Genomic DNA, 26881 nt, shown 5'->3' with positions numbered 1-26881 from the left:
TTTGCTCAAAATAGCATTTTAAATTTGAATAAAAAAAAAGCCCCTGAAAAAATCAGGGGCCTCATAATTTTGTGAGTTAATGATTACAATTTAAATCCGTAAGCTAAACGTAACGCTACATGACCTACATTTTTATCATAGCCAAATGTCTGTTCTCTCGCACTAGAAATACCTTCGTATTTAACACCAAGGTCTAAACCACTACTCCATGCGTATCCAATTGCGGGAGAATACAAGAATCCAGTTTTAGCATGATCGCTTACACCAAAGGCAGCACCTATTTCTGCTAAACCATAAAGGCCAGATCCTGATTCGTCAAAGAAAACCTTAACACCCGCTTTAACAGGAATATAAGAATAGTTTTGTTTCTCTAATGTACCCGCATCAATTGCGTCTTTTGAAAAGAAATGGGTATACCCAGCGGTAACAGGAATTGACAATTGTTTTGAAACGTCAAATTGTAAACGAGCATCAGCACCTAAAGTAAAATTATATTGATCTGTTGTTGGAACACCGGCATTAATCCCTATTCCTAATTTTGGGCCTTGCGCATTTGCATTAGTTGTAAAAAATAAAGCTACTGCAGCTACTGCAGAGGCTAATAATTTTGTAGTTCTTTTCATATTCGATGTTATTTGTTTATAAATGCCAGATTTGACTTGGCAGTATGGCTTAAACAAAATGCATGCCACGCTATTATTTCGTTTAATATTTATTAGGATGCATCCTAATTTCCAGATCTGACATTAGATTGGGGGTAAACTCCTCTTCCACGTCATACCAATGGATCTTCACGCCGTCTTTTTCCATTTTTCTAAAAAACGTCATTTGCCTTTTTCCATACTGGCATATAGCAATAAACAGCAATTCCTGCAGCTGATCTAAATTGATCTCATTGTTTAAATAGGATACCACATACTTATACTCCAATCCATAGAAAACCAACATTTCCGCACTTACACCATTGCTTAACAGTTGTTCAACCTCCTTGATTAATCCATGCTGCAACCTAAATTGCAACCTTTCAAATATTCGTTGCCTCCGGGTTTCTACCGAAGAGGTAAGGCCAATCACGTGGGGTACCAAGGAAGGTCGTTCTATAGCGATCAGGGTGTTATGCGTTAGGTACTCGGCGATTTCTATACCCCTGATCAGACGTTTAATGGTAGAAAAATCTGCATGTTCCCTTGTCGCTAAGGGGTACGAAATTAGTTGTTCCTCTAACTGTTCTTTGCTTTTTGGCAAAAGCACTTCTCTTAGAGAAGAATTTACAGGAACCGATGTATACTTATGGTTTTGTAATATACTATGGATATACATGCCAGTACCCCCGCAAAGAATTGGTAATTTAGCTCTGGAAACGATATCTGTATAGGCTTTATAAAAATCTTCTTTAAAGGCATCAACCTGGTAACGGCTACCTGCCTCAAGGTGGTCAATTAAGTGATAAGGAATGTTGATACCGTCTATATGGTATTCAGCAAGGTCTTTACCTGTTCCAATGTCCATCCCCTTGAACACCTGCCTGCTGTCGGCACTGATAATTTCGCCTTGTAACGCATGGGCAATAGATACAGCCAACTTCGTTTTGCCTGTTGCCGTTGCTCCTAATATAATAATTAGTGATGGTTTCATGGTAGGTCGAGCACGTATTTTAAGTTACCCGTATTAAATATTTCAAAATAGAATCCTCCGGCACTGACGTTCACACTTTCGAACTGCTTGACAGAATAACGTTGAAAATGCACTGGATCGAGATAGAACCTCACTGGCGGCGTTACTTCAATCAACTGAAATCCTGCTGCCGTGTAAGCTTTACCCTGCGACCAATCCCGGTCTGCATAACTCATCAGGTCATTTGGACTGACCAGATCTACATAGTATTTGATTAACTTCGATAGCCCACCGATAATTGTATATCCGCCTTTTGTGGCAAATCTGACTAACTCCGCCGAAGTATGAACTCCTGCCCTGTTTTTCATAGTTCTTTTATTGCTAAATGAAGCCACTGCAACCAGATCCATTTTCTGATATAGACCAAAATGATAACGGCCACCGGCACTCCCCTGCAAATGGTAGGATTCAAGGAAAGTTTCAGCAACATTCTTAGAAATTCGCTTTGTAAGGGTGCTTCTCCCGTGGATACGTTGATTAAGACCTACTAGTGATTTTAACCTGTCCAACACTTGCTGCTTGCGGGTAAGCCACACATCCTGCCACAAGTGTAAGAGGTTTTTGTTGTTAGATTGATACTCCACCTGCAGGTTTATTAAAGATTGAGGTGATAGTTTAGTGCGAAAAGGCATTAGATTAATGATAATATTGGCGTTTTCCAAACACAGCATTTTAAAATCACCTTGCTCTATTTGCCCCACTAATAAGTTTTCTTGCCTTAAAGTGTTTTCAACATCTTTAGTCCAGTCTTCATTTAGACCCATTCATTCTCTATAAATGTTTTATAGCCTATAGCAAATATTTCTTCAATCTGGTTCATTAAAAGCTCATCCAATTTATTTACTTGGATATCGTGCTGACCATTAATCCCTTTATGTTCAAAACCCGTCTTTACCAGCACATGTTCGGGTGTAACACTTACACTGCCGAAGAAAGTTTCCGTGCGTTTTTCACCGTCAATCGTTATATGTTTCTCAGTCCATAAATCATATAGCGCTTCGCTATTAGTCCGGTTAGTAAATCCTAATACGGCATAAGGTTGTAAGGCGGCTCTAATCGTTTGAAATATCTCTACAGGGTCTGTTTTCATAGTATTTAGTTGTATGTGCGGTTAATTACTTTCGTTTTTATTCAGGTAAAATTCAATTTTCTGAAGAAGCTCATCCATATCAAAGGGCTTTTCCAAAAAATCATCTGCACCGGCTTCTTTGGCAGACCGTTCCAGCTCCGTGCTCGCGGAAATCATAATGATAGGCATTTTTCGACTACTTTCCTGTGCTTTCAGTTGCTTGCAGACATCACGTCCATCCGTTCCAGGCATCCAGATATCCAACAAAAGTAAATCAGGAAAATCATCTGTAATATCTAATAATGTAGCGCCATTGGGAGTAGAACTCACCTGGTAACCACCGAATTCTAACATAGCTTCAACGGCATCTAATATCCCCGGATCATCATCTGCGATCATTACTCTCTTTTGTTTATTCATTGTGTGTGGAATGGTAACCTGTGATGGATTGAAAAAACAGATTTGTGCAAAAACAATACCACAACGATATAATGATCAACTTCTTAATTAGTTTTATTTTCCATTTTATGAAGTAATCCGGTTCCGGCTACCAGCAACTCATTGGTGATCGTCCTGGTATAATCGGAAATTTCCGTTTTAAAATCCATTACCGATGCCCCTGATCTAATTTCTTCCAGCCTTTTTTCCCATTGCCCAGTCAGTTCTGCCTGCGCAATTTTCTGGTCTTTTACTACATCATAAACGGCAAGGCCTTTCTGTGTTGGAATTAGATTCCTTTTCTCCCGGGTAATGTACTCACGCGTAATCAAAGTCTCAATAATAGATGCACGTGTAGCAGGCGTACCTAAACCAGTATCTTTCATCGCATAACGCAACTCCTCATCTTCTATTTCTTTACCAGAAGTTTCCAGTGCCTTTAACAGCGACGCTTCGTTATACATCGCTTTGGGCTTTGTTAGTTTTTCCAGCAATGCTTTCTCTGGCAAAGGTAAATGCTCACCAGCCTTCACTTTTGGAAGTGATGGGTTGTCTTCTTCCTTTTTGTCGTCGTCCTTGTCATTTAATACAGACCGCCAACCTGGAGACCGAATAACAGTACCGTTGGCAACAAAAATGGATCCGCTTGATATGGTAATTTTCGTAATTTCCTTTACGCATTCCTGATGAAAGGCTTCAAGCATCCGTCCAACTACCATGTCATAAATAGCTTGTTTATCATCGCTTAATCCATGTACAGGTTCACCAGTTGGTAAGATCGCATGGTGGTCAGTCACCTTTTTAGCATTTACACTTCTTTTGTTTAATGGTACCGTTAACAAGTATTCTGCTTGTTTGCCGAACACTGCGTGCGACTGGGCTTTCTCTATTAAACCAGGAATACTTGCGAAAACGTCGTCGCCAATATAGCGACTACCCGTTCTGGGATAAGATACCAATTTGTTTTCATAAAGGTTCTGTAACAACCCTAATGTTTGATCAGCCGTAAATCCCTTTTTTTTATTGGCTTCCTGCTGCAAGCTACTTAAATCGTGCAATAACGGTGGGGGTTCTTTTCGGGGCTTTGCCTCCACATCAACAATTTCCGCACCTAATGGAAAACCAGATTTTATATCTTCAATTTTTTCAAATAAAACCTCTGCTTCTTCCTTTTTCTCAAAATTATTAACCGACATGGCCTTGAACAGCTGACCGTCCTTATCTATTTGTATAGCAAGCTGGTAAAAAGGTTGTGGCACAAAGTTCTTTACTTCGAGGTAACGCGAACATATCATCGCCAGTGTTGGCGTTTGCACCCTTCCAAGTGATAAAACAGACCTGGAACCTGCAGAGATACTTAAAGCTTGTGTCGCATTCATGCCCACCAACCAATCAGATTCAGAACGGCAATGTGCAGAATTGAACAAAGTGTCGTAATCTGTACCAGGTTTTAAATTGCGAAATCCATCTTTAATGGCCTCATCAGTCTGCGAAGAAATCCAAAGCCTCTTGAATGGCTTTTTACACCTCAAAAAGTAATAAATATACCTGAAAATCAGTTCTCCCTCACGCCCGGCATCGGTTGCGACAATGATTTCTGTGGCCTCATCAAATAACTGCTTGATAATGTCGAGCTGTTTTTTAACAGAAGGGTCATCAACGAAACCATCTTTTGTTTTCACTTTACGGATGGCGAGTTTGAATTTTTTTGGTAACATGGGTAAATGTTGCCTTCGCCAACCAATAAAACCATACTCTTGTGGGGGTGCCAATTGTAAAAGATGGCCGAAAGCCCAGGTAAACGTATAACCTTTACCCTCTATATATCCATTTCTCTTGGTCGTTGCCCCAAAAACCTTCGCCAGTTCACGTGCAACGGAGGGCTTTTCTGCAATTACAACTTTCATTCAATAGGGTTAAGTCCGGACCGCCAAATTTCACTAAAATTATCCTAATTCGGACTAAAAATTACCAAATTACAATTTGCTTAATGAAAGAATGTTAGCTTTTTAAAACAGCTAACCGAAAATATCCCGGGCCAACTTGAAGGTATTGCAATGCGCATCTACGATATCTTTAAGCTGTGGAGAATAGCCCCCGCCCATGCTAATTTGCACCGGGACCCCTGATTCACGGCATTGTTGAAGCACCAGGCGGTCGCGCTCTTTACAACCCTCCTTGGATAAGGCGAGTTTACCTAGTTTGTCCGTCGCCAAAACATCCACACCAGAAAGGTAAAACACGAAATCTGGCTGTTGCTGTTCAAATAAATGTGGGAGAATCTCACTTAGTTTCTGCAGGTATGGCGCATCGCTAAGGTCGTCATCCAAAGGAAAATCAAGATCGGATCGCTCCTTTCTAAAGGGAAAATTTTTATCTCCGTGCATGGAAAAAGTAAACACATGGGGGTTTTGCTCAAATATCTCTGCAGTGCCATTACCCTGATGCACATCTAAATCAATAATTAAGATACGATCGGCTAATTTATTATTTAATAAATAATTGGCAGCAATTGCCTGATCGTTTAGCAGGCAAAAGCCTTCGCCCCAGAAACTCCCAGCATGATGTGTGCCTCCTGCAATATTAAAAGCCACTCCTGCTACTCTAGCATAACGAGTGCCGTCAATTGTACCCTGGGCAATCCTTTGCTCTCGCTCAACCAATTGCGCCGTTAATGGGAATCCAATACTTCGTTGTTCTTTCGCTGGAAGCGTAATGTCACGAAGGGATTCCCAATAGGTCTGCTGGTGCGTTAATAAGATCCATCTTTCGTCAACGGGTTCTGGCTCAAATAAGTTTGAAACAGAAATGATGCCCTCATGTAGTAGTTGCTGAGGGATCAGCTCATATTTGAGCATCGGGAAACGATGCCCTATTGGGAGCGGATGTACGTATATAGGATGCCAGGCAATTTTTATCAAATTTTAGAAATTTAACTTATCATGTTGCCCCTCATCAAACTGATCGCCGGTAACTATCGCTTTTAACATATTAAAAGCCACTACCATTTTAGACGAGGTACTATCCCAGTATTCTGCTACCACAGGTGTAACTTTAATCAATATTAACCTTGGATCAGCAGATCCTTCAGGAAACCAGGCTTTATCAATAGCCGAAAAGTACGCTTCTTTCTTACGTTGGTCATCTACCAATTCAGCTTTTCCGTTAACATACATGTAAGTATGACTTGAGGGATTGCTGTAAATTAAGGATACAATATTGTCTCTGGAAATTTCTGTGGTTTTAACCGTGTATTCGTTGGTAAAAAACCAGATACTACCATCATCTTCTACATTTGCAGTAGCCATCGGGCGACTGGAGAACTCGTTGGTCATTGACAAAGTGGTCATCATACAGATACGAACGTCCTCAATCTTCTCTTTCAATAATGCTATGTTTTTCTCCGTTTTCATAAGCTTTAGCGTTGAATAATTTATGTCCTATCCAACAGCATACGTCACGGAATGTTTTATTTAATATGTGGTTTACTTACATATTTATTACCATTAACAGCATACCTCCATGGTAACAAAGCATGATCACCTGCATACGCTACCCCTATTCTTGGACCAGCAATCAGCTGTTCAGGGGTGTATTGGATGCCGTTATCTTCTATCCAAATTTCATCGCCTAAAAGATCTTTGGCGTTTAATTTCATATCAATGCCAAGGGATTTGGCTAATGCACCTGGGCCTGCGCCGACGTTAGGCTTTAAAGCGGACATGTTTCGCCGCTTTAACATCACATCTATGCCCACAATCGGCTCAATTCCGCGTATCAACACCGCTTGCGGCGAACCCTCAACCCCTGAAACCACATTAAAGAGATGGTGTATGCCATAACACAAATAAACATAGGAAACTCCACCCTGCTCGTACATCACCCTGGTTCTATTGGTAAAACGGCCGCCATAGGCATGCGAGGCCTTATCCATCAAACCATCATAGGCTTCTGTTTCCACAATTGTACCGCCAGTTAACTGACCATCAACCCGGGTAAATAATTGTTTACCGAGCAATAGCACAGCCAGGTCGGTTACAACCTCATTCTGATAAAAGGAATGAGGTAACTTAGGCATCAATCAGATTTATAATCTTATTCAAATATAAAGCATCCACATCGTCGAACTGATCTAAGTGCTCACTGTCCACATCCAGCACACCGATAACCTGGTCAGCCTTAAAGAGTGGCAATACAATTTCGGATCTCGATGCGGAACTGCAGACGATATGCCCTGGAAATGCCTCAACATCTGGAACGATGAGCACCTCAGCTTTTCCCCAACTCTGTCCACAAACGCCGCGACCTTTTTTAATTCGTGTACATGCAACAGGCCCCTGAAAAGGACCCAATACTAGTTCGTCGGCTTTTACCAGGTAAAAACCAACCCATAACCAATTAAATTGCTCCTTTAATGCCGCAGAAATATTGCCTAGGTTGGCTATTAAATCTGTTTCACCCGTAATCAATGCCTCGATCTGAGGTAATAAAGATTGGTATTGAGCCTCTTTAGAACCAGTCGCTATAATTTTTAAATCTTCAGCCATAAGTTTAAATGTCATACAAAGCTAATTATTATATTATTATACTTTGTTAAATTCCACATAAACGTTCAAAGCATGCAGCACCTCCGCCTACACTAAAAAATAATAATCATAAATTAAAATCATTCTTAATAAGTCTTAGGTCGTAAAATTATAGCCAACGTTAATTTCAGGGGTAATCTAAAGCCAATTTGAGCGTACGTGAGTCCGTAATGGATCGGATTCATCACTTAAGCATCAGGTATTCACCTTGAATTTATGCGTAGGTATTGTCAAATTTTCTTTTTAACTAAAGCAATCAATTTGTTTTTTTATTCTAGCGTAAATTTTACACGAGCGATGCATGTAACGTTATAAAGCACCCGACAGATACTTTCAAATCAAAAAAGCTATTGAAGTGACATAAACTTAAAAATTGCTAAATTTGCAGCCATTAACAAAAAATTCAAACACATGAATAACAAAACCTTATTATTAACCTTTTTGCTCATATTTGGCATCCTTCAGTCAGGATATACTCCACCTGATGAAGGCATGTTCCCTCTAAGTGAAATTCATAAAATCGACTTAAAAAAAGCAGGATTAAAAATTGACCAGAACGAAATCTACAATCCAAACGGCACCAGTCTGGTTGATGCCCTGGTAAATGTTGGTGGTTGCACCGGGTCGTTTGTTTCTAACCAAGGTTTAATTATTACTAATCACCATTGTGCATTCGGGGCTGTTCAACAAGCGAGCACACCTGAGAAAGATTACCTGACAAAAGGTTTGGTGGCTCGTTCGTATGGCGAAGAGATTGAAGCTAAAGGCCTTACTTGCCGCATCACGGAGAGTTACGAAGACGTGTCGGATCTTATTTTAGGCCCGGTGGCACAGGTTACAGACCCGGCTACGCGTTTAAAACTTATTAACAATGCGATGAAAAATATCGCAGCTGAAGCAGAACAAAAGGATCCGAGCATCAAAGCAGAGGTGTCGGAAATGTTTATTGGTAAAACCTACGTACTGTTCCGTTATAAAACAATACTTGATGTTCGTTTGGTATATGTTCCAAACAGACAAGTTGGCGAATTTGGTGGGGAAACAGATAACTGGGTGTGGCCACGTCATACCGGAGATTTCTCATTTATGCGCGCCTACGTGGGCAAAGATGGTAAACCAGCAAAATATTCAAAAGAAAACGTTCCTTATACCCCTAAAAAGTTTTTAAAGGTAAATCCAAATGGCACTGAAGAAGAAGACTTCGTGTTTATCCTAGGCTACCCTGGAAGAACTTTCCGTCATCGCCCAGCTGGATTTATAGAAAATCAACAAAAATTTGTATTGCCATATGTTTCCAACTTGTATGACTTTCAGAATGCAACAATGGAAGCTGCAGGAAAGAACAGCAAAGAAACAGAGATTAAGTTAGCCACACGCATTAAGAGAAATGCAAACGTGATGAAAAATTACCGTGGTAAATTACAAGGCTTAAAAGGCATAGATTTAATTGGACAAAAAAAGCAGGAAGATGCTGCATTAGCTGAGTTCATTAACAATAACGTTGAAGAAAAAGCAAAATATGGAACGTTGATGAACGACATCGATAACCTGTATAAGCTGATTAATGGCGATGCGCAAAGAGATTTATGGCTTGGACAAATTTACAGTTCAACAAGCTTATTGTCTGTGTCGCGTACGATTAATAACTTTAAAGAAGCTTTAAATGCCCAGAGGCCCGCAAATAAACAATCATTTTTCGATCAGAACATTTCGCAGGTTAAACAGGCTTTAGCTGGCACTTATGCTTCCTTTGATGTCGATGTAGATCGCACTATTTTCAAAAAGATGTTGACTGACGCTGCGGCGTTCTCACCTTACCAGAAAATCAATGCGGTGACAAAAGTTGCCAGCAAAGGTAGCAACACCGAGGCCGTGATTGACCAATACATCAAAAATACTTTTGGCATTACAAAGCTGAAAGATCAGGACTATGTAATGAATATACTTTTGAAATCGCCAAAAGCATTAAACGCCTATAACGATGGCTTGCTATTATTTGAACGAGACATTCAACAACAGATTACGGCTATTAAACCGGAAAAGGATGCCCGTGAAGGTCAGTTAAATAAATTGATGGGTGATTATGTTAGGATCAAAGAAAAGTTTTTGAAAAAAGATTTCATTCCAGATGCGAATAGTACATTACGTTTAACATATGGTTATGTTAGGGGTTATTCTCCTGCTGACGCCACTTACATGAAACCGTATACTACCATAAAGGGAATTCTGGAGAAAGGTGCTAAAGGGCTTCCTGAGTTCGGCTATCCGGAAACAATTAAAACCTTATGGACCGCCAAAGATTTCGGTCCGTTTGCTAAGAAAGATTTAAACGATGTTCCGGTGTCTTTCCTATACAATATGGACACCACTGGTGGTAACTCAGGTTCACCAATTATGAACGCCAAAGGCGAATTAATAGGTGTTAATTTTGACCGTGCCTATGGCGCAACCATCAATGATTATTCATGGAATGAAAGCTACAGCCGTTCGATCGGTGTAGACATTCGCTATGTATTATTTGTAGCCACCAAAGTTGATAAAGCTGATTTCCTGGTTAAGGAAATGGGCCTTAAACTGTAGTCAAAGTTTCAGAAGGCCATTATTTAAATCCTATGTATATATATGGAATTTAGGTAATGGCCTTTATCAGTAATAAACAAATTTAAAGGAAAAAGATATGAGAGTAATAGCCGAATTACCACACCCATCATGCAAGATTACTTTGTTCAATATGAACCAGAAATACATTGTAAAGTTCGAATTAGGCAGCTTTGAACAGAGCTATAAATTATCGGAAATGGACCTCACCGGAGGCGGGGCTAATGAGGTTTTCCAGTTACTCGATGAGGAGTTCATCGCAACTGTAGTGGATCGCTTCAAGTTAATGAGAGATGATTTCTCAGCCGCATATATACGTCAACAATAGATTTATATAATCATTTTAATACACTGTAAATTAAATAAATACATATTAAAACAAAATATAATTTTGTGCAAACAAAACATATGGCACCTAAATCTAATACATAAATAAAGTTTAAGATTAGATACAACCAATAAGCATCCTGAATATTAGAATTTTAAATAATTTAAAAAATTTAATTTTGCCCCTTAAATGGCGAAATTTTATTCTGAATAAGAGATTGGACTTGTAATTGAAACATATACCGAAAGTGAGTGTTTTAAGTAAAAACTAATCAACTATGAGACTAAAAACAAGTTTGCTTATCCTACTCGCGTTACAACTTTTTTGCTTCAGCATTAGTTATGCACAGACTGATAACCTAGGCAGAAAAGACAAATTATATACCTCTAGTGGTTTTGGTTTTACTTTCCCTTTGGGTGAAACATCAGACTACTTTAAACCTAAATTCTCTACTACCATAGGCTTGAATATTGGCCTGGGTGATGGCGGTTTATTTTTGTATCCGAAAGTAGACCTGCATGCTTATAAATACGACCAGCAAATGCTCGAACCCGGGCAGACTACATTATTTCGTAGTGGACGGTCAACGACTTATTTATTAAACATGGCCCTTGGTTATCGCAAGTTCCATGGTAACTTTGCATATTATGGATTTCTAGGGGGTGGCGGTGGCTTCCTTTTAGTACCCAGGATTAACCTGGAGAACGGTAACACGGAGGCTACCCAAAGCAATAAAACCGTGGGTATGGGTATTCTGGAAACCGGAATTGGAATAGAGTATAGTTTAAATAAAGTTTCTCTATTTTTGGAAAGCAGTTTTATGCATGGCTTTCAAAAAATTCAGGACAGGCGTTTTCAATCCGTCCCTATTTCCATAGGTATAAAACCAAACTTAAGTTCAATCATAAATGGTAAAAATTAAACAACACCTTATCCTTGGTTTAATATCGTTAATCTTGTTTTCATGCACACTGAAAGAAGATATTCAAAGAGATGTTGTAATCGAAACAGACTCAATAGGCTTTACAATCCCCATACTAACCAACCTTGAGAATACCGTTATTATTGCAGAGTTGAAAAATAGCATTGATTTGAGCCAGAACGTAACTGAAAGTACGGATCAATTTACCATAGCCGACCTTCGATCTGCACAGATTACAAAATTTGTAATTAAACTAGACAATCCAGATACTAATGGAAATGGCATATCTGCCTTTAGTTACCTCAGCGTACAACTACAGGCTTCTGGTAAACCTTCTATCCAGCTTGGGGCAAACACTAATATTCCCACATCCTATGCAACTACCATTAACATCACCGTAACCGCTACAACACAACAACTACAGGACTATTTAAATGCTCCAGATCTTACTTACGTGATTAGCGGCCAATTAAGGGATGCTACCACAAAGGCATTGCAAGCAAAGGCAGTTGCTGGCTACAAGTTGACCTTGGGTATGTAAATATTCATAATTAATGCTTATATTTGCATAAAACGGAATAATTATACAACTTTTCTCTAATGCATTGCCTATCAGGATCAACTGATTGGACCAAATTCCCCTGATGTTTTTCCGTTACCATCGAGAATTTTAACTTTACTGAATAACCAATTTAAAATGAGCATTTTAAATTGCAGTAAAATAATACAGAGAATCGTTATTTTCTAACTTAAACAACAAAACGTATGGCTAAATCTCAGGCAACTTTCATGAAAAAGCAACTTGAAAAAAATAGACAAAAGAAAAAAGAAGACAAATTACAACGTAAACAAGAGCGCCAGCAAAATCCAAATGACGGATCTTTAGAAAGCATGATGGCTTACGTGAATGAATTTGGAGAGATTGTTTCTACTCCACCAGAAAAACCAATTACGCCACCGGAAAAGAAATAGCTATTTCCGGATGGCCTTTTCCCATATAACGGACTGTTCTCCAAAGAAATAACGTAACAAACCAGCCAGAACCGCGTAGTTCATTACGCAAAAGTAATAGGGAATAAATAACACTTTAACCCTGATCTTTCTGGATTCCAAAAACTTGCCCAGGTAAGCAGATAAATAAAATGCTATTTGGGCAATTAGCAACACCTGATAGGTTACACCTGCCTGTTGCATCACCAAAAACACATTCAATATAAAAGCCAGGATCATTAGAAATGGCGTAACTGTCCACCGTAAAACACGGTGGCTAATATATTGAAAAGTCAACAGAGGATATTTAAAAGGCCAAAGCAACGACTTAAGCCAGATCACTGATTGAATTCCTCCTGCTGCGATTCGTACTTTACGTTTTAGTTCTTCTGCGATGTTTGCAGATGACGTTTCTTGTGCGTATGCATCAGGCTCATAAACAATGATATACCCCTTTGCAGCAATCTTCATGGAAATCATAAAATCGTCCAGGATACTGTTTGTAGGTACCGGTTCGTAAAGTGCCTTCCGAATACTGAAAAGCTCACCGGCAGCACCTACTACTGAATAGAGCTCAGCATCCCATGCCTTTAACCTGGATTCGTATTTCCAGTAAAAACCTTCACCGGCTGTTGCATCAGCTGATGCCTCAATCATTACCCGCTTTTCACCTGCAATGGCACCTACCTTGTTGTCTGCATAATGCCGGCAAAGGTTTAATAAGGCCTCAGGATTTAAAAAGGTATTGGCATCGGTAAAAACTATCAACTCAGTGGTGATCTGTTCGATTGCACGGTGAACGGCAGCAATTTTACCACTGCGAGCCGAGGTATGCAACAACTTTATTTCAGGATGCTGTGAAACGAGCTGAGGTGTGCGATCGGTGGAACCGTCGGTCACAAATAACAGTTGTAGTTTACCAGCAGGATATTGAAGGGCGAGCGTATTAGCAATCTTTTGCTCAATAAAATCTTCCTCATTATAAGCTGCCACAACCAGCGTGCAGCTAGGAAGATCGTCAAATGCGAATAAAGGCTTTTTCTTTGAACGCAGGAAACGTTTGATGCTTATAAGGACGTACAATAATATTCCGTACCCGAAAAAAGTATAGCAAACAAGGAAGATAGCAATCCAAAAGGTAATGAGCATATAATTAGTTTAGGGTATAACCAAGGTATTTACTGTCAACAGGATTGGTAAAGTTCCATTGGATGGCACGTAACAATAATTTAATGTAAGCAGGGTTTTTCTCTTTAATATACTTTACTATATTTCTGGGCGCCACAAAACTGAGAAAGTAGCCGTAAAAAATGTAACGCTGAAATAAAGTTGCGTTTCTGCGAATAAAAAGAATTCGGTTCCTATTCATAAAATACTCTTTTAGACCACTGTTTTTACCCACAGCTAATGACTCTTTATGGTAAATCGTTGCTCCTGTATTTACCCAGATCTGGAATCCAGCTTTTTTAATTTTCTCACACCAATCCATTTCTTCATAATAAAGGAAAAAATTTTCTGCCATCAATCCCGCTTTTTCTAACGCTTTTCTGGATATCATCATCGCCGCACCGTGACAGTAACCTGTGGGACCAACTTTGCCATCAAATTGACCGTGGTCTTTTTCAAACTGCCCTATACATTCGTTTCTGCAGGTATAATAATTCATGGGCGTAAAACCAGCATATTGAATTACATTGCGCTGCTGTTCATATTTAATCATTGGGGAGAGCATTCCTATTTGAGGATGTGCCTCCATAGTATGAAACAACGTTTCTACAAGCCCTGGCGTGAATTCGGTATCATTATTTACGAAGAAAAGATATTTCCCTGTGGCTTGTTGAATACCTAAGTTATTTCCTGCGGCAAAACCTACATTCTTCTTTGAACGAATATATTTAATATCTTTGCAACCAGCTTTATAGTCAAGCTCTTTGTTTTCAGTACTTCCGTTGTCAACCAAGATAACTTCCAATTGGAGATGACTTGCGTATAACTTAATAGACGTTAATAAATCTATAGTTGCCTGGGCTTGGTTGTAATTGACGGTTATAATTGAAATTAGTGGCATTATTATAGATTTGTAATAAAGCTTTATACAATATTATTTTGGGTGAAAAAAGTAAAATTTCTGAGAACCTTAAACAATTTGCTCTACTTGATCGCAAAGATGGGGAATTAAATCAGAAATTAAGTGAGTTCATTACCTTACTTGAACAAAGTAACCTGGACTCTGAAAACATAAAGCTTTTACAAGCACGAGTTAATGAAGCGATTGACAAAAAATTAACCAATCATAAACTTATTAATGAAATTAAAGAAGTATCGCTGTCTAATTTAGATAAACTCGATCAATTAGATAAAATAGAATTTTTACTTAACAACAACTTTTTAGACACAAAACAAACTATTAAAATTAATTTATTAGAAAAATTTAATAAATTCATAAAAATTGTAATCGGATTTTTATTCGTTACTTTAGGTTTTGCAATGATTATAATGCCTGCACCACCCTATTTTGAGATGTTTACGGTATTCTATTTCACAGCAGATGACGGGGTTACATTAATGGATTTAATTTCATTAATTGTTATTGCTGTAGGAATCTTTATAATTATTAAATCAACCACAAATATAAAAATGTATGAATAAAACCGTTTTACTGGTTGATGACGATCTTTTTCAGTTAAAGCTTTACGAAAAATTATTACAAAATAACGGGTATACCTGTAGAATTGCACTGTCGGTAGATGAAGCGGAAATCATATTAAATGATTATGACATACCGGACTTGATTATTTCTGATTATGAAATGCCTGATAAGAACGGTTTCGAGTTTAGAAAACGCCTGTTGAAAAACAATCTGCTTAAAAATGTCCCTTTTCTATTTTTAACCTCCGTTAACGACGAGCATTTTATTCAACAGGGTTTAGACCTTAAAGCTATTGATTATATGGCTAAGGATGTGCCTCCAATGCGCATTTTGTCAAAAATAAACAACCTGATGTTAGCGGTGAGAGAGCACTATGAGCGCTCACTAAGTGAGCTCAAAGGTATCGCCGAAAAACTAAGTTTGAGAAATATACCTAAGACTGCCCCGCAGCTAAAAAACTTTCAACTCCAATATTTTAATCAATCATACCAAGACCAACCTGGGGGCGATTTTATTGATTTCATTCAAATCAATGATCGTTATACTTTCGTTATCCTCGGTGATGTCATGGGAAAAAAATGGGGTGCATGGTTCTTTTCATTTAGTTACTTAAGTTACGTACGATCAGCAATTCGTCTTTGTGTATTCGACGGAGATTTCTCCTTATCTACCATTCTTCAAAAGTTGAATCGAGTGGTTTACGCAGATGAATTCCTTGCAGACATTTTTTCAACCATCAGTATCGTGTTAATAGATGACGAAAAATCAACTTTGTGTTATGCCGGGGCCGGAGATCTGCCATTATTAAAATACGATTCACAGGAAAACAGCATTGTTGCCTTTCAATCAGACGGGATCTTATTGGGTTTCAGTGAAGCCGCAAAGTATTCTGATCTGGAAATTAAGATACAGGACACCGACGAAGTTTTTCTGGTCACTGATGGTATGATAGATTTTGAAATAGATGGGGAAAAGAAATCGAACATGGAATTATTTAAAAATAAACTTAATACGTTAAAAGAAAAACGACACCCTACCGAAGAAATTGTTAGTCATCTATTTAATAAACATACATCACAAGTAGATGACTGTAGTATAATCATTATAAAAAGGACACCAAATGAAGTTAACTAAAGAAACGATTGATAATGTTTTAGTAATAGTTATTGAGAACAAAGAGGCCAACCTATCCAAAGCAGAGCAATTCAAAGAACTTATGCTTCATGAGGTAGAGATTGGTGCACGTGAACTCATTATCTCCTTCAGAAATGTCGAATATTTAGACAGCTCTTTTTTAGGTGCGCTGGTTGCTGTACTCAAAAAACTGCTTCCTTTGAATGGAAAACTAGTACTTACGGAGTTAAATGAAGATATATTAAACTTATTTACCCTTACCAGACTTGATAAGATTTTCACGTTGAGATCAACCCTAGAAACGTCTTTAGAGAATTTCCGATGATTAATAATGGCACACAAACAAAGATTGGTCTTAAAATTCCGGACCATCCCGACGACATCCAGAGTTATATATTACAGGTATTGCAACAACTTGGCCTGTACACCACCTTAACTCAGGACTTAGAACGGAGAATTAAATTAATTTTAGTAGAATTAATTACCAATTCTATTAAACATTCAACTGATCCGGATGCCCTGCTGCAACTCACCATCAAACACCCCATGTTGACAATTGAAAAGATTGATATAGGTCTGCAAATCGTTTTCGAAAGTGAAGAGCAAATCCCATTTAAAGAGTTAGATAAAACATTACAGGTTAGTTTCTCTGAGAACAACAGACACGACATTGAAGTAACTGATCACTATAGATTCAAGTTTCTGGACAATTATAAAGATGATATGAGCATCAACCACTTTCCGGAACACTTTGGTTTTTTTATCATTACAGTAGCTTCCAACAGTTTTGAATATGAATATGACCCGGAATTAAAAAAAAACACCTTCATCGTGCAGGTGAATTTATAACAGAATAATTTTATAAAAGAATACACTTAATGAAAAACAAACTTTTACTCTCTACCCTTGCGCTAAGCATTTTTTTATCATCATGTAAGAAAGATTCAAATGATGATCTAACCAGTACGGGTGACATTAATACAATGATTGTTCCGGCAAGTTTTAACTGGCAAACTGCCAGAGACGTTAATTTCAACGTAGCCATTCATGACACACGTTTCCAGAATGCTTTACATATTGTGGAGGTATTTCTTGGCGATCCTTCAAAAGATGGAATATCACTGGCTAAAGGTGCTGCATCGGTAACTACGGCCTTTAAATTTAAAGCGGAGATTCCGGCGGGGGTTAATGAAGTCTACCTGATTAAAACTGCGCCTGACGGTTCTAAAAACACACAGAAAGCTGTTGTTGAAACAACAGAAGTCTCACTGTCTTTAGGCACAGAAAGCGTTACTCAGGCAATTTCGATGGCTAAAAAATCTATAATGCTGCCTTCACTTAGGGCTAATGTAGTTGTTGAAAACAGTCCAGGTTGTACCATTGGAGCTGGTGAAACTGAAATTAGCACTTCACCGGCTCAGCAAATCGACTTAAACGGAGAGACCTATGTGATTACTGGAAACAACATCACGGTAAACTTTCGCAATCTAAACAGTGGTCATGTTCGCATTTGCGGTACAGGAATTACCATTACCGGATTAAAGGTGAGAAGCAACATTAGTGTAGTTGTTGCTGCAAAAGGCGACGTCACTTTTAACAACTTCAACTGGGAAGGTGCTGGTACATTCAAGAACTTTGGAGTAGCCAGGGTTGGTAATATTAAAAACACTGGAAGTTTCTACAATTCAGGTACACTGACCGCAAATGAATTTTTGGTTGAAGGTGGTACTGCGTCCAACATTAGTACCATTACCGTTAGCGGTAACACTAAAATCATGGGCACATTCAATAACACAGGTACTTTAACGACCAATGAACTGATTATGGAAGGTAGTGCTGCTACCGCTAATCTTGGCGGTACAGTAACGGTTAGAGGTAACTTCAATGCAACAGGAACTATAGTAAACAGCGGCAACCTTTCCGTAGCTGGTGTATACAATTCAAACAATAACCCTAATTTCACTAATTCAGGAACGTTAAACCTTGCAAATAATATGACGATTGCTGGAGCTTTTTCGAATAGTGGTACGATAGTATCTGACAAAGGGGAAATTAACTTCAATAATGGCCCTACTTTCAATAACACAGGTACGTTTACGGCGAAATTGTCAAAGTTGAACGTATCCGGTAACTTAACGAATGCGGGAAATATGGTTGTTGAAAATATGACCGTTAACTCTGGTACACTTACAAATACTTGTTTTTTGAATGTATTGGTTGATTTTGATAACAATGCAGATATTGTTAACCACAGCTATATTCAGGTTGATGGCAGCAGTAATATAAAAGGCACATTTAACCTCCACAACGCAGCCATGTTCCGCACTAAAACATTAATTGGTTTAGATGGTACAGTAACAGGTCATGGAAATACTTCTTTATTTAAAGTAGATGTTTCTTCAACAAGTAATGTGAACGATAACGGCAACCAGAAATTTAAAAATTCATTACAGTACTGCGATCCAAGCCGCACAATAAAACCATCTCAATTTACAGGCGGCGCTATTCAAGCCTGCGATGCTTTCATAGCGATTAACAACTGTAACCCTGTTGGAAACGGAATTGTACCCGGACCAGTATTAGTGGATACCGATGGTGATGGCATTATTGACACTGAGGATGATTACCCGGAAGATAAAGCAAAGGCCTTTAACAACTACTCTGTAAACTATAAAAATGGCGGCTCTACTGTCGCATTTGAGGATAACTGGCCTTCGAAAGGCGATTACGACTTAAATGACGTGGTAATTGGATATAAGTATCTAGTAGTTACGAGTGCTACCAACCAGGTTGTTCATATCAAAGCAGACTATGCTTTATTAGCAACCGGTGGTGAATTCCAAAGTGGTGCTGGTATTCAATTTAACTTGCCTGCAAAAAGTGCTGCAAACTTCAAAACCACGACTGGTGTAAAGCTGGAAGGCGGTCAAGATAGTGTTGTTGTGATTCTTTTTACAAGCAGCCGTAATGAACAAGCTACCTGGAACACTATTCCTGGGCAGGCCACGTCTCCAGTTAAAAATTATGATGTAAGTTTTGACGTCGTTGACGGTCCACAATTCTCCGCTTTCGGAATAGGTACTTACAATCCTTTCATTTGGAATGCCAATAGAGGTAATGAAACGCATTTGATGGGGAAAACACCTACAAAGTTTGCAAATATTGAAGCTTTCGGAACGAAAGACGACAATTCAAAAACAGGGAAAACGTACAGCACAGTAACTAACCTTCCGTGGGCGATTAGCGTGCCGATTAACCCTTTTGAATATCCTGCTGAGAGAATTGCAATCACAGACGCCTATCTGAAGTTTGCTGATTGGGCAACTTCGGGAGGTGTAAATAGTAAGGATTGGTACTTCAACACCGCGAGTGGTTATCGAAATACAGCGAATATCTACAAAGCAAAATAGTAGACTTCTAAGGGAAAAAGGCTGAACTCATTGGTGGGTTCAGCCTTTTTTTTTGCCTAAATTTGCAGCATGAATAACGGCCATTCCTCCCATTCCATCTTTGATAAGGTCATCTCTTTTATAGATTATACCAATCAGAATATTTTCCTTACCGGGAAAGCAGGAACGGGAAAAACCACCTTATTAAAGAGAATTAAGGAAAATAGCAGTAAGAAGATTGTGACTGTTGCACCAACCGGTGTTGCGGCCATGAATGCAAAGGGAACAACCATCAATTCATTTTTCCAATTGCCTCCCGGCTCCTTTTTCCCTGGCGATATTAGTCTGGAACACCTGCAATCAGGGATTCTCTCCATAGAATCGACGGTCGCTAATTTAACTTTCAGCAGAGACAAAATAAAGCTATTCAACGAATTGGAACTGCTAGTAATTGATGAGATTTCCATGGTACGCTGCGACCTGATGGACATGATTGATGGCATTCTTCGCTCAGTACGCAAAAACAATGCGCCTTATGGAGGGGTACAGTTGCTGCTGATTGGTGATCTCTACCAATTACCGCCAGTAACCAAAAGAGAGGACTGGACTTTTTTAAGTAAAGCTTATGCCTCACCTTATTTCTTCGAATCTTATGTTATTCGAAGAAATCCTTTGTTACAGGTTGAACTGACTATTGTGTTCCGTCAAACAGAACCTAAGTTCATTAACATTCTGAATGACATCAGGAATAACCAAATCAGTGAAGATAGCCTTGCAACACTCAATGAGCGCTACGACCCATTATTTAGTGCATCCAACGAGTTAAATCCAATTATCATCACTTCACATAATGCCGAAGCCAATGCCATCAATAATGAGAAGATCGCGGAACTACCTGGTGAAGAATATATTTTTGAAGGAGAGATTAGTGGCGAATTCAGAGATCTGGGGCTTCAGGCAGAGCAAACCCTTAAATTAAAAGAAGGTGCACAGGTGATGTTCATCAAGAATGACACCGGTGAGAACCGGAAGTTTTATAATGGGAAAATTGGCAGAGTGAAGTCTATCGTCTCCGGCAACATATATATATCCTTTCCACATGAGGATGACTTGCTGCTGGAAAAATCTTCCTGGCAGTCTTTTGAATACAAAACAGATCCTGCAGATGTTATTGTGCAACAGCAGGTAGGTGAATTTTCACAATACCCTATTAAACTGGCATGGGCAGTTACCATACATAAAAGTCAGGGATTAACCTTTGATAGCGCCATCATTGATGCATGGAAGTCTTTTGTTGCCGGGCAGGTTTATGTAGCATTAAGCCGTGTTAGAACGCTGGAAGGACTAATTTTGAAATCTAAAATTACCACAGAAAGCTTAAGGTCTAACCCTGCGGTAATCCATTACATGAACCCGGCAAAGGATGAAGAACTCGGTCAGCTTTTGCTTAGTGCGCAGGAAAAATACATACTTAAGTTGATACTTGATCATTTCTCCTTCCATCGCATCAATATAGCATTAGAAGACTTAAAGGCAAGCCCGGAACTTAACAAGGCACAGCTGCCTGAATTTGTGGCCTTGACCGGTCAGCTTCATAAGGCAATTAACAATCTTATCACTTTGTCTGACAAATTTCAGGTTCAGGTAATGGTTTTACATCAACAATCAGGCTTTAACGATCAGTCAGCCCTTCAAAACAGAGTGAGTGCCGCAGCCGATTATTTTACTAAGGAAATTACAGCCACCTTTATCAATCCTTTAAACAAAGTCATAAGGATAAAGCCAAAGAATAAAACGCAGCAGCTGTTACAACACCTTTTAAGGAAATTCAGACCTGTGATAGAAAATAGTATATTGCGTATGCAATTTGCTGTTGCGTTATGGAAAGAACCGATTGAAGCTTCTACTTATACGTCGTGGATCGATAGACACAAGCAACACCCCTATCTTAAAGACAATATCATATCAGGGGAAAACCAGATTAACACCCTGCAGTTGTTTTAAACGGAATTTTAATTTTGATATACTTCAGGATTAATTGTCTGAGGCATTTTTTGATTCTGCAGGACAGCAATTATATTTTTAGCGGCCATAACCGCCATGTTATCCCTGGTTTCCACCGTAGCAGATCCAATATGTGGCAAAACGCAAACATTAGGCATAGATAGTAAGGGATGATTGCGGTTCATAGGCTCTGGATTAGTTACATCGAGTCCAGCACCCCAGATTATATGGTTTTCCAGGGCCTCCAATAAATCGTTTTCATTGTGTATGGCCCCTCTCGCAGTATTAATAAATATTGCGGAGGGTTTCATTTGATTAAACGCCGATTTATCAAATAATCCTTTGGTTTCCGCTGTAAGATTAACATGAACTGACAGCACGTCGCTTTCCTTTAATAAAGACTCGAACGACACGTACTGCGCAGCCAGCGTTTGTTCTGCTTCGGCATTAGGATTACGGTTGTGATAGATCACGTTCATATAATAAGCAGCTTTACACTTTTGTGCCAACTCAGTGCCAATTCTACCTAATCCCAGTACTCCTAATGTTTTGCCATTTAATTCCTGGCCAAGGTTGGAAGTAGGCTCATAAAAGCCCCAATCACCTTTTCCAATTGAATTATGCATATAAAAAGCATTGCGTGATACAGCGAGCATTAAAAGGAATGCAACGTCGGCCGTTGCACCACTTAATACACCTGGTGTATTACTCACTGGCACTCCGTAGCGCGTGGCAGCCTCAACATCTACGTTATCATATCCCACACTCATCAGCGCAATCCCTTTCAAATGACTGCATTGTTGTAGAAAGTATTCATCGATTTTATTTGAACCTACACTCAACAATGCGTCAGAATCTTTACAAGCTGATATCAATTCTTCCTGTGATAATTCTTTTTTTTCAGTATACTGTGTAACCTCAAAACCGGCTGCATTTAATAAATCTAACCCTTTCTGAGGAATAATTCTGGTCACAAAGATATTCATCGCTGTCGTTTTTATGGTTACTTCTACCTGTTAAGTATCGTAAATAATAATTGTAAACAGGTTTCTACGGGAAATCGAACGACGTAAAACTAAGTAATTATTATGTTGTTTAAATAACTATTAAACATTAAGCTTCTTCTTATTCGTTTTAGGTTGGAAACCACTCTCAATTAATCCCTCAAGTCATGAAACAAATGAAAATTGATCCGTCACAGCTTGTAGCTATTGATTTTACAGCTCCGGATACTAACAGAACACTCAGAACTTTACAACCGGTTGTGTTTAAAAACAGAAATATTTTCTTTTGCCATTTAGGCGAGGATGAAAAGAATTGTATATTAGGTAGTGGCCACTCCCCATACGCAGCAATTAAAGACTGGGAAATTGAATTGCAGCGACGAATTGACCATCATGATGAGGATGATGAACTGGCAGAATTCGTGATCGACTCCCTTAAACTATCTAAAGACGATGTTTGGTAACTTGTTTTCAGACGATCCGTGTCTATTATATTTTATTTAATCAAACATTTCCGGTCACACAAAGTTGATTATATAGATTCGCAATCTAAAGAAAAAATACTTATAATGTTTAAATACGTCATCATAGTGATTCTGATCACCTTTCATGCAAAAACTTTTGGCCAGACAACCAACACTACAGATTCACTAAAACGCGATACTGTCATAGTAAATTCACAATATGATGTTGCTGACCTTATCAGAAATATCCTTCATCCCAATAGCAAACCTAAGCCGATGCAGGCAAAATCTGCCATTACCCCAATGCCTAATTTTGCTTACAACCCCAGCATTGGTTTCCAGATAGGCATTAAAGCTGTAGCGGGTAAAAAACTCGGCAAAGACCCTAATACGCTTATGTCAGTGGCGGCAACTTCGGCATCCATTACTACCAAAGGAATTATATATGCTTATTTAAGTCATAATGTCTATACCCCTGGAAACAAATGGAACTTACAGGGTATTTTAGTTGCCGCAAAGACGGTTACTCCCGACTTCGGCCTAGGTATTGGATTAGATCCTGGGGATAGCGAAGCCGATCGTATATTAACTAATCCTGACCGTAAAGGATACGTATTACATGCGCAATATTACAAAATCAGCGAAAAAGTATACAAACAGATAAAAGACAACATATTTGTTGGAGCGGGGGTATCTTTCGACATTAGAAGAAAAATCGAAGACCGCAACGCGACAGACAGGCAAACTCCATATTATATTTACAGTGAACGCTTAGGATATGATCCCAGTCATTATATGGCTAACGGTTTTTTATTGAACATTCAATATACTACCCGCGATAATCAAAACAGAGCTTATAAGGGCACATATGCTGATGCTGGAATTAGGGTAAATCAAAGCTGGATAGGAAGTACTAAAAATGCCGTTCAACTTAATACTGATTTCAGACAATACTTTAGCCTCTCAAATCGAAACCCTGAACACGTTATTGCATTCTGGAATTGGGGTTCGTATCTACTAAGTGGTTCATTGCCATACCTGGAATTGCCGGGAACAGGAAAAGACAATAACGGCCGTAGTGGCCGGGGTTATACAATTGCGTACTTTAAAGGCACCAACTACTTTTACTCGGAAATTGAATATCGCTTTCCTATCACCAAAAATAAATTTCTCAGTGGTGTAACCTTTTTTAATGTTCAAACTACCAACGATAACCTTGGTACAAAGCTCTTTGAACATTGGCAACCAGCTGGGGGTGCCGGCTTACGAGTGCTCTTTAACAAAGCGACCCGAACCAATTTGTGCATAGACTATGCCGTTGGTAATTATGGTGCCCGTGGTTTGTTCCTGGGATTAAATGAATCCTTTTAGTTAGCGCTGCTAATTAACCTTTACTTTTATTGCAAAATAATATAATAGGCCTTCACGATGAACACAAAAGCAAAATATACCGTCACAGAATATCATTATTTCGTCCTTTTTTTTTGTAGCATCTTATTACTTAATCCTAACATTACAAAGGCCCAAGATACTACTTCTGTAAAAGATAGTTCAATGATTATACGAACACCAGTATGGCCTGCGGATTCTTTGGGCCGGCGAACACCACGCGGTACATTAGAACGCTTTTTAAAAGCAGCAGGTACGCAGAATTATGTGCTGGCTGAGCAATACTTAAACCTCGACTCCAGTTTTAAGGGAGACAAAGAAACATATGCGCGGGCACTACAAACCGCAATAGCAAATTCGGCCAGTATTTACCCTTACTCCTGGATTAGCAATGATGTAGATGGAAAATTAGATGATGATTTAGGGCAGGAGTTGGACAAGATTGGTGATCTCAACGTGAATGGAAAGTCTGTCGATCTGATCCTCGAACGTAGTAGAGATACCACGGGGGCGCCAATATGGCTATTCTCCTCGCAAACTATAAAAAGTGTCCCCCTAGATACCGTTCAGGTGCAACGCACTTTAGTGGATAAAGTATCTCCATCGATTTTAATACGTAATGAATGGAGAGGTATACCATTAGCACATTGGTTGGGTATGCTTGTGTTGGTTGTTTTGGCCTACTACATTGCTGGTGCCATTACCAGGCTCATAGTTTATTTAATCCCACTATTTTGGCGCAAAGCAAGGCTGGAATCTACAGCAGGTATTATACAGTCATTTGTAAAACCATTTCAACTCTATCTTGGGGTCTGGCTATTTGTGGCCGGCAGTCGACAGGTTGGTATCTCCCTTGTTATACGCCAGCGTTTAAGTGAACTTACCATTGTGGTTGGCTTAATTGCCATTATATTGCTTGTTTGGCAGCTAATTGGCTTCCTCTCTATATTAATGGAGAAAAGATTGCGGTTACGCGAAAATCAATCAGGGATTTCGGCATTGCTTTTTTTCCGTCGCGCTGCAAAAGTAGCGTTGGTGATTCTTGGAGCGCTTGTTTTACTTGATACCTTTGGTTTTAATGTTACTACATGGCTTACTGCTCTTGGAATTGGTGGTATTGCGCTTGCATTGGGTACACAAAAAACTGTCGAAAATTTAGTGGGTAGCATCAGCCTTATTGTCGACCACCCCATCCGGGTAGGCGACTTTTGCAAAGCAGGAGATGTATTAGGCACAGTAGAGCAAATTGGAATGCGTTCTACTCAAATCCGCACCTTGTCCCGAACGGTTGTTAGTATTCCAAATGGAGATTTCTCGTCTATGAAAATTGATAACTTTGCACCGCGTGACAAATTCTTATTTGCAAATACCTTCGGGCTCCGGTATGAAACAACGGCAGAACAAATCAGGTATCTTCTGGTGACTATTCGTGCAACTTTATATGCACACCCAAAAGTAGACCCTGCACCTGCTAGGGTTCGGTTGATCGGATTGGGCTCAAGTTCCATTGATATTGAAGTCTGGACTTACATCAGCACTAGAGATAATGATGAATTTATGGAGGTGAGGGAAGATTTATTATTACGCATCATGGATATCGTTGAAAAAAGTGGTACTGGATTCGCCTTCCCATCTCAAACGCTATATTTCGCAAATGACGAGGGCGTTTCTGAAGAAAAAACTGCTGCTGTAACAGAAAGCGTAAAACAATGGCGTGAGACCAATGACATACAACTACCAAAATTTAGCGTGGAGAAAATAGAAAAACTTAGGAATACATTGCCATACCCTCCTGAAGGGTCTGTAAGCAATAAACCTAAGAAATAGTTTTTCCAAATGGTGAAAAAGCAAGGGACATTAATTTAAAATGCTGCCTGCCAAAAGGAATACCAATAATAGTGATGCAGAACAGGATACCGAACAATAAATGTGTCAGCATAATCCAAAATCCACCGAAAACAAGCCAAATAACATTCATGATGGTTGACAAACAACCTGAGTCGTGAGGGTATTCGGTAATTTTAACGCCGAAGGGCGCCAAACCAACTATGGCGAATTTAAAACATTGCAGACCAAAGGGAATGCCGACAATAGTAAGACACAAAAGTAAGCCTCCAATAATATATTCGAAGAAAATAAATATACCGCCAAAGATGATCCAAATAATGTTTCCGATTAAATTCATGTGTTTTTTTAATTATGATGCGGTTAAAACTATATAGTTACAAAGCTGTACATATAA

28 protein-coding genes are annotated in these 26881 nt (G+C 39.0%); 14 read left to right on the top strand and 14 right to left on the bottom strand.

Annotated features, from left to right (window positions below; all coding sequences use genetic code 11):
- Positions 1-83: 83 nt before the first annotated feature.
- The 10 genes from ACR2F3_RS15685 to ACR2F3_RS15640 form a co-directional block, all read right to left on the bottom strand.
- Positions 84-623, bottom strand: coding sequence for an outer membrane beta-barrel protein (locus tag ACR2F3_RS15685; RefSeq protein ID WP_432710931.1), 540 nt, complete (start codon positions 621-623; stop codon positions 84-86).
- Positions 624-705: 82 nt separating this feature from the next.
- Positions 706-1635: a tRNA (adenosine(37)-N6)-dimethylallyltransferase MiaA gene (miaA, locus tag ACR2F3_RS15680; protein ID WP_432710930.1), complete on the bottom strand. Its 930-nt coding sequence runs from the start codon at positions 1633-1635 to the stop codon at positions 706-708.
- Positions 1632-2438: a hypothetical protein gene (locus ACR2F3_RS15675; RefSeq protein ID WP_432710929.1), complete on the bottom strand. Its 807-nt coding sequence runs from the start codon at positions 2436-2438 to the stop codon at positions 1632-1634. The genes miaA and ACR2F3_RS15675 overlap by 4 nt, the downstream gene beginning before the upstream one ends.
- The gene (locus tag ACR2F3_RS15670; protein WP_432710928.1) at positions 2429-2764 is read right to left on the bottom strand and encodes a hypothetical protein; all 336 of its coding nucleotides are present in this window, start codon (positions 2762-2764) and stop codon (positions 2429-2431) included. Before ACR2F3_RS15670 ends, ACR2F3_RS15675 begins: the two co-directional genes overlap by 10 nt.
- 21 nt (positions 2765-2785) lie before the next feature.
- Positions 2786-3163 (bottom strand): response regulator, encoded by a 378-nt coding sequence (locus ACR2F3_RS15665; RefSeq protein ID WP_432710927.1) that lies wholly within the window; start codon positions 3161-3163, stop codon positions 2786-2788.
- Between the two features lie 83 nt (positions 3164-3246).
- Positions 3247-5088 carry a DNA topoisomerase III gene (gene topB / locus ACR2F3_RS15660; RefSeq protein ID WP_432710926.1) on the bottom strand — a complete coding sequence of 614 codons (1842 nt, stop codon included), beginning with the start codon at positions 5086-5088 and terminating at the stop codon, positions 3247-3249.
- A 111-nt stretch (positions 5089-5199) separates the two neighbouring features.
- Entirely contained in the window at positions 5200-6102 is a 903-nt protein-coding gene (locus ACR2F3_RS15655; protein WP_432710925.1) for a histone deacetylase family protein, read from the bottom strand.
- 3 nt (positions 6103-6105) lie between these two features.
- A complete protein-coding gene (locus ACR2F3_RS15650; RefSeq protein ID WP_432710924.1) occupies positions 6106-6594 on the bottom strand; it encodes a pyridoxamine 5'-phosphate oxidase family protein in 489 nt (162 codons plus the stop codon).
- 56 nt (positions 6595-6650) lie between these two features.
- Entirely contained in the window at positions 6651-7259 is a 609-nt protein-coding gene (locus ACR2F3_RS15645; RefSeq protein ID WP_432710923.1) for a DNA-3-methyladenine glycosylase, read from the bottom strand.
- The gene (locus tag ACR2F3_RS15640) at positions 7252-7728 is read right to left on the bottom strand and encodes a GAF domain-containing protein (RefSeq protein WP_432710965.1); all 477 of its coding nucleotides are present in this window, start codon (positions 7726-7728) and stop codon (positions 7252-7254) included. The genes ACR2F3_RS15645 and ACR2F3_RS15640 overlap by 8 nt, the downstream gene beginning before the upstream one ends.
- Before the next feature lie 450 nt (positions 7729-8178).
- On the opposite strand from ACR2F3_RS15640, the gene ACR2F3_RS15635 reads away from it, so the two are divergent.
- From ACR2F3_RS15635 to ACR2F3_RS15615, 5 genes are all read left to right on the top strand, one after another.
- A complete protein-coding gene (locus ACR2F3_RS15635; protein WP_432710922.1) occupies positions 8179-10347 on the top strand; it encodes a S46 family peptidase in 2169 nt (722 codons plus the stop codon).
- Positions 10348-10444: 97 nt separating this feature from the next.
- Positions 10445-10693: a hypothetical protein gene (locus ACR2F3_RS15630; RefSeq protein ID WP_432710921.1), complete on the top strand. Its 249-nt coding sequence runs from the start codon at positions 10445-10447 to the stop codon at positions 10691-10693.
- A gap of 277 nt (positions 10694-10970) precedes the next feature.
- Positions 10971-11615, top strand: a complete 645-nt coding sequence (locus ACR2F3_RS15625; RefSeq protein WP_432710920.1) for a hypothetical protein — start codon at positions 10971-10973, stop codon at positions 11613-11615.
- On the top strand, positions 11602-12156 hold the full coding sequence (locus ACR2F3_RS15620) for a hypothetical protein (protein ID WP_432710919.1): 555 nt from the start codon (positions 11602-11604) through the stop codon (positions 12154-12156). The genes ACR2F3_RS15625 and ACR2F3_RS15620 overlap by 14 nt, the downstream gene beginning before the upstream one ends.
- Before the next feature lie 224 nt (positions 12157-12380).
- Positions 12381-12587 (top strand): hypothetical protein, encoded by a 207-nt coding sequence (locus tag ACR2F3_RS15615; protein ID WP_432710918.1) that lies wholly within the window; start codon positions 12381-12383, stop codon positions 12585-12587.
- Here ACR2F3_RS15615 and ACR2F3_RS15610 read toward each other — a convergent pair whose 3' ends face one another.
- Both ACR2F3_RS15610 and ACR2F3_RS15605 read right to left on the bottom strand, forming a co-directional pair.
- Positions 12588-13754 carry a glycosyltransferase family 2 protein gene (locus ACR2F3_RS15610; protein WP_432710917.1) on the bottom strand — a complete coding sequence of 389 codons (1167 nt, stop codon included), beginning with the start codon at positions 13752-13754 and terminating at the stop codon, positions 12588-12590.
- Positions 13755-13758: 4 nt separating this feature from the next.
- Complete coding sequence (locus ACR2F3_RS15605) at positions 13759-14673, bottom strand: glycosyltransferase family 2 protein (protein ID WP_432710916.1); 915 nt, start codon at positions 14671-14673, stop codon at positions 13759-13761.
- Between the two features lie 38 nt (positions 14674-14711).
- Between ACR2F3_RS15605 and ACR2F3_RS15600 the strand changes: the two genes are divergently transcribed.
- The 6 genes from ACR2F3_RS15600 (at position 14712) to ACR2F3_RS15575 (ending at position 21782) form a co-directional block, all read left to right on the top strand.
- Complete coding sequence (locus tag ACR2F3_RS15600) at positions 14712-15254, top strand: hypothetical protein (RefSeq protein WP_432710915.1); 543 nt, start codon at positions 14712-14714, stop codon at positions 15252-15254.
- Positions 15247-16389, top strand: a complete 1143-nt coding sequence (locus ACR2F3_RS15595) for a SpoIIE family protein phosphatase (RefSeq protein ID WP_432710914.1) — start codon at positions 15247-15249, stop codon at positions 16387-16389. The genes ACR2F3_RS15600 and ACR2F3_RS15595 overlap by 8 nt, the downstream gene beginning before the upstream one ends.
- Positions 16376-16714 (top strand): STAS domain-containing protein, encoded by a 339-nt coding sequence (locus ACR2F3_RS15590; protein WP_432710913.1) that lies wholly within the window; start codon positions 16376-16378, stop codon positions 16712-16714. Before ACR2F3_RS15595 ends, ACR2F3_RS15590 begins: the two co-directional genes overlap by 14 nt.
- The gene (locus ACR2F3_RS15585) at positions 16711-17238 is read left to right on the top strand and encodes a hypothetical protein (RefSeq protein ID WP_432710912.1); all 528 of its coding nucleotides are present in this window, start codon (positions 16711-16713) and stop codon (positions 17236-17238) included. Before ACR2F3_RS15590 ends, ACR2F3_RS15585 begins: the two co-directional genes overlap by 4 nt.
- 29 nt (positions 17239-17267) lie before the next feature.
- Entirely contained in the window at positions 17268-19799 is a 2532-nt protein-coding gene (locus tag ACR2F3_RS15580; protein WP_432710911.1) for an LruC domain-containing protein, read from the top strand.
- Between the two features lie 69 nt (positions 19800-19868).
- Positions 19869-21782, top strand: coding sequence for an ATP-dependent DNA helicase (locus ACR2F3_RS15575; protein WP_432710910.1), 1914 nt, complete (start codon positions 19869-19871; stop codon positions 21780-21782).
- 8 nt (positions 21783-21790) lie between these two features.
- Here the strand turns inward: ACR2F3_RS15575 and ACR2F3_RS15570 are convergent, their stop codons facing one another.
- On the bottom strand, positions 21791-22768 hold the full coding sequence (locus ACR2F3_RS15570) for a 2-hydroxyacid dehydrogenase (RefSeq protein ID WP_432710909.1): 978 nt from the start codon (positions 22766-22768) through the stop codon (positions 21791-21793).
- A gap of 185 nt (positions 22769-22953) precedes the next feature.
- Between ACR2F3_RS15570 and ACR2F3_RS15565 the strand changes: the two genes are divergently transcribed.
- From ACR2F3_RS15565 to ACR2F3_RS15555, 3 genes are all read left to right on the top strand, one after another.
- Positions 22954-23250 carry a hypothetical protein gene (locus ACR2F3_RS15565; RefSeq protein ID WP_432710908.1) on the top strand — a complete coding sequence of 99 codons (297 nt, stop codon included), beginning with the start codon at positions 22954-22956 and terminating at the stop codon, positions 23248-23250.
- Between the two features lie 105 nt (positions 23251-23355).
- The gene (locus ACR2F3_RS15560) at positions 23356-24621 is read left to right on the top strand and encodes a BamA/TamA family outer membrane protein (RefSeq protein WP_432710907.1); all 1266 of its coding nucleotides are present in this window, start codon (positions 23356-23358) and stop codon (positions 24619-24621) included.
- Positions 24622-24804: 183 nt separating this feature from the next.
- Positions 24805-26466, top strand: a complete 1662-nt coding sequence (locus ACR2F3_RS15555) for a mechanosensitive ion channel family protein (protein ID WP_432710906.1) — start codon at positions 24805-24807, stop codon at positions 26464-26466.
- On the opposite strand, the gene ACR2F3_RS15550 is transcribed toward ACR2F3_RS15555, so the two are convergent.
- A complete protein-coding gene (locus ACR2F3_RS15550) occupies positions 26456-26824 on the bottom strand; it encodes a YccF domain-containing protein (RefSeq protein ID WP_432710905.1) in 369 nt (122 codons plus the stop codon). The genes ACR2F3_RS15555 and ACR2F3_RS15550 overlap by 11 nt on opposite strands.
- Positions 26825-26881 lie beyond the last annotated feature (57 nt).

It is taken from the genome of Pedobacter sp. (assembly GCF_045627485.1).
In the GTDB taxonomy this organism is placed as follows: Bacteria; Bacteroidota; Bacteroidia; order Sphingobacteriales; family Sphingobacteriaceae; genus Pedobacter.
The sequence above is the reverse complement of the archived record's forward strand: the minus strand, read 5'-3'. Positions and strand labels throughout refer to the sequence as shown.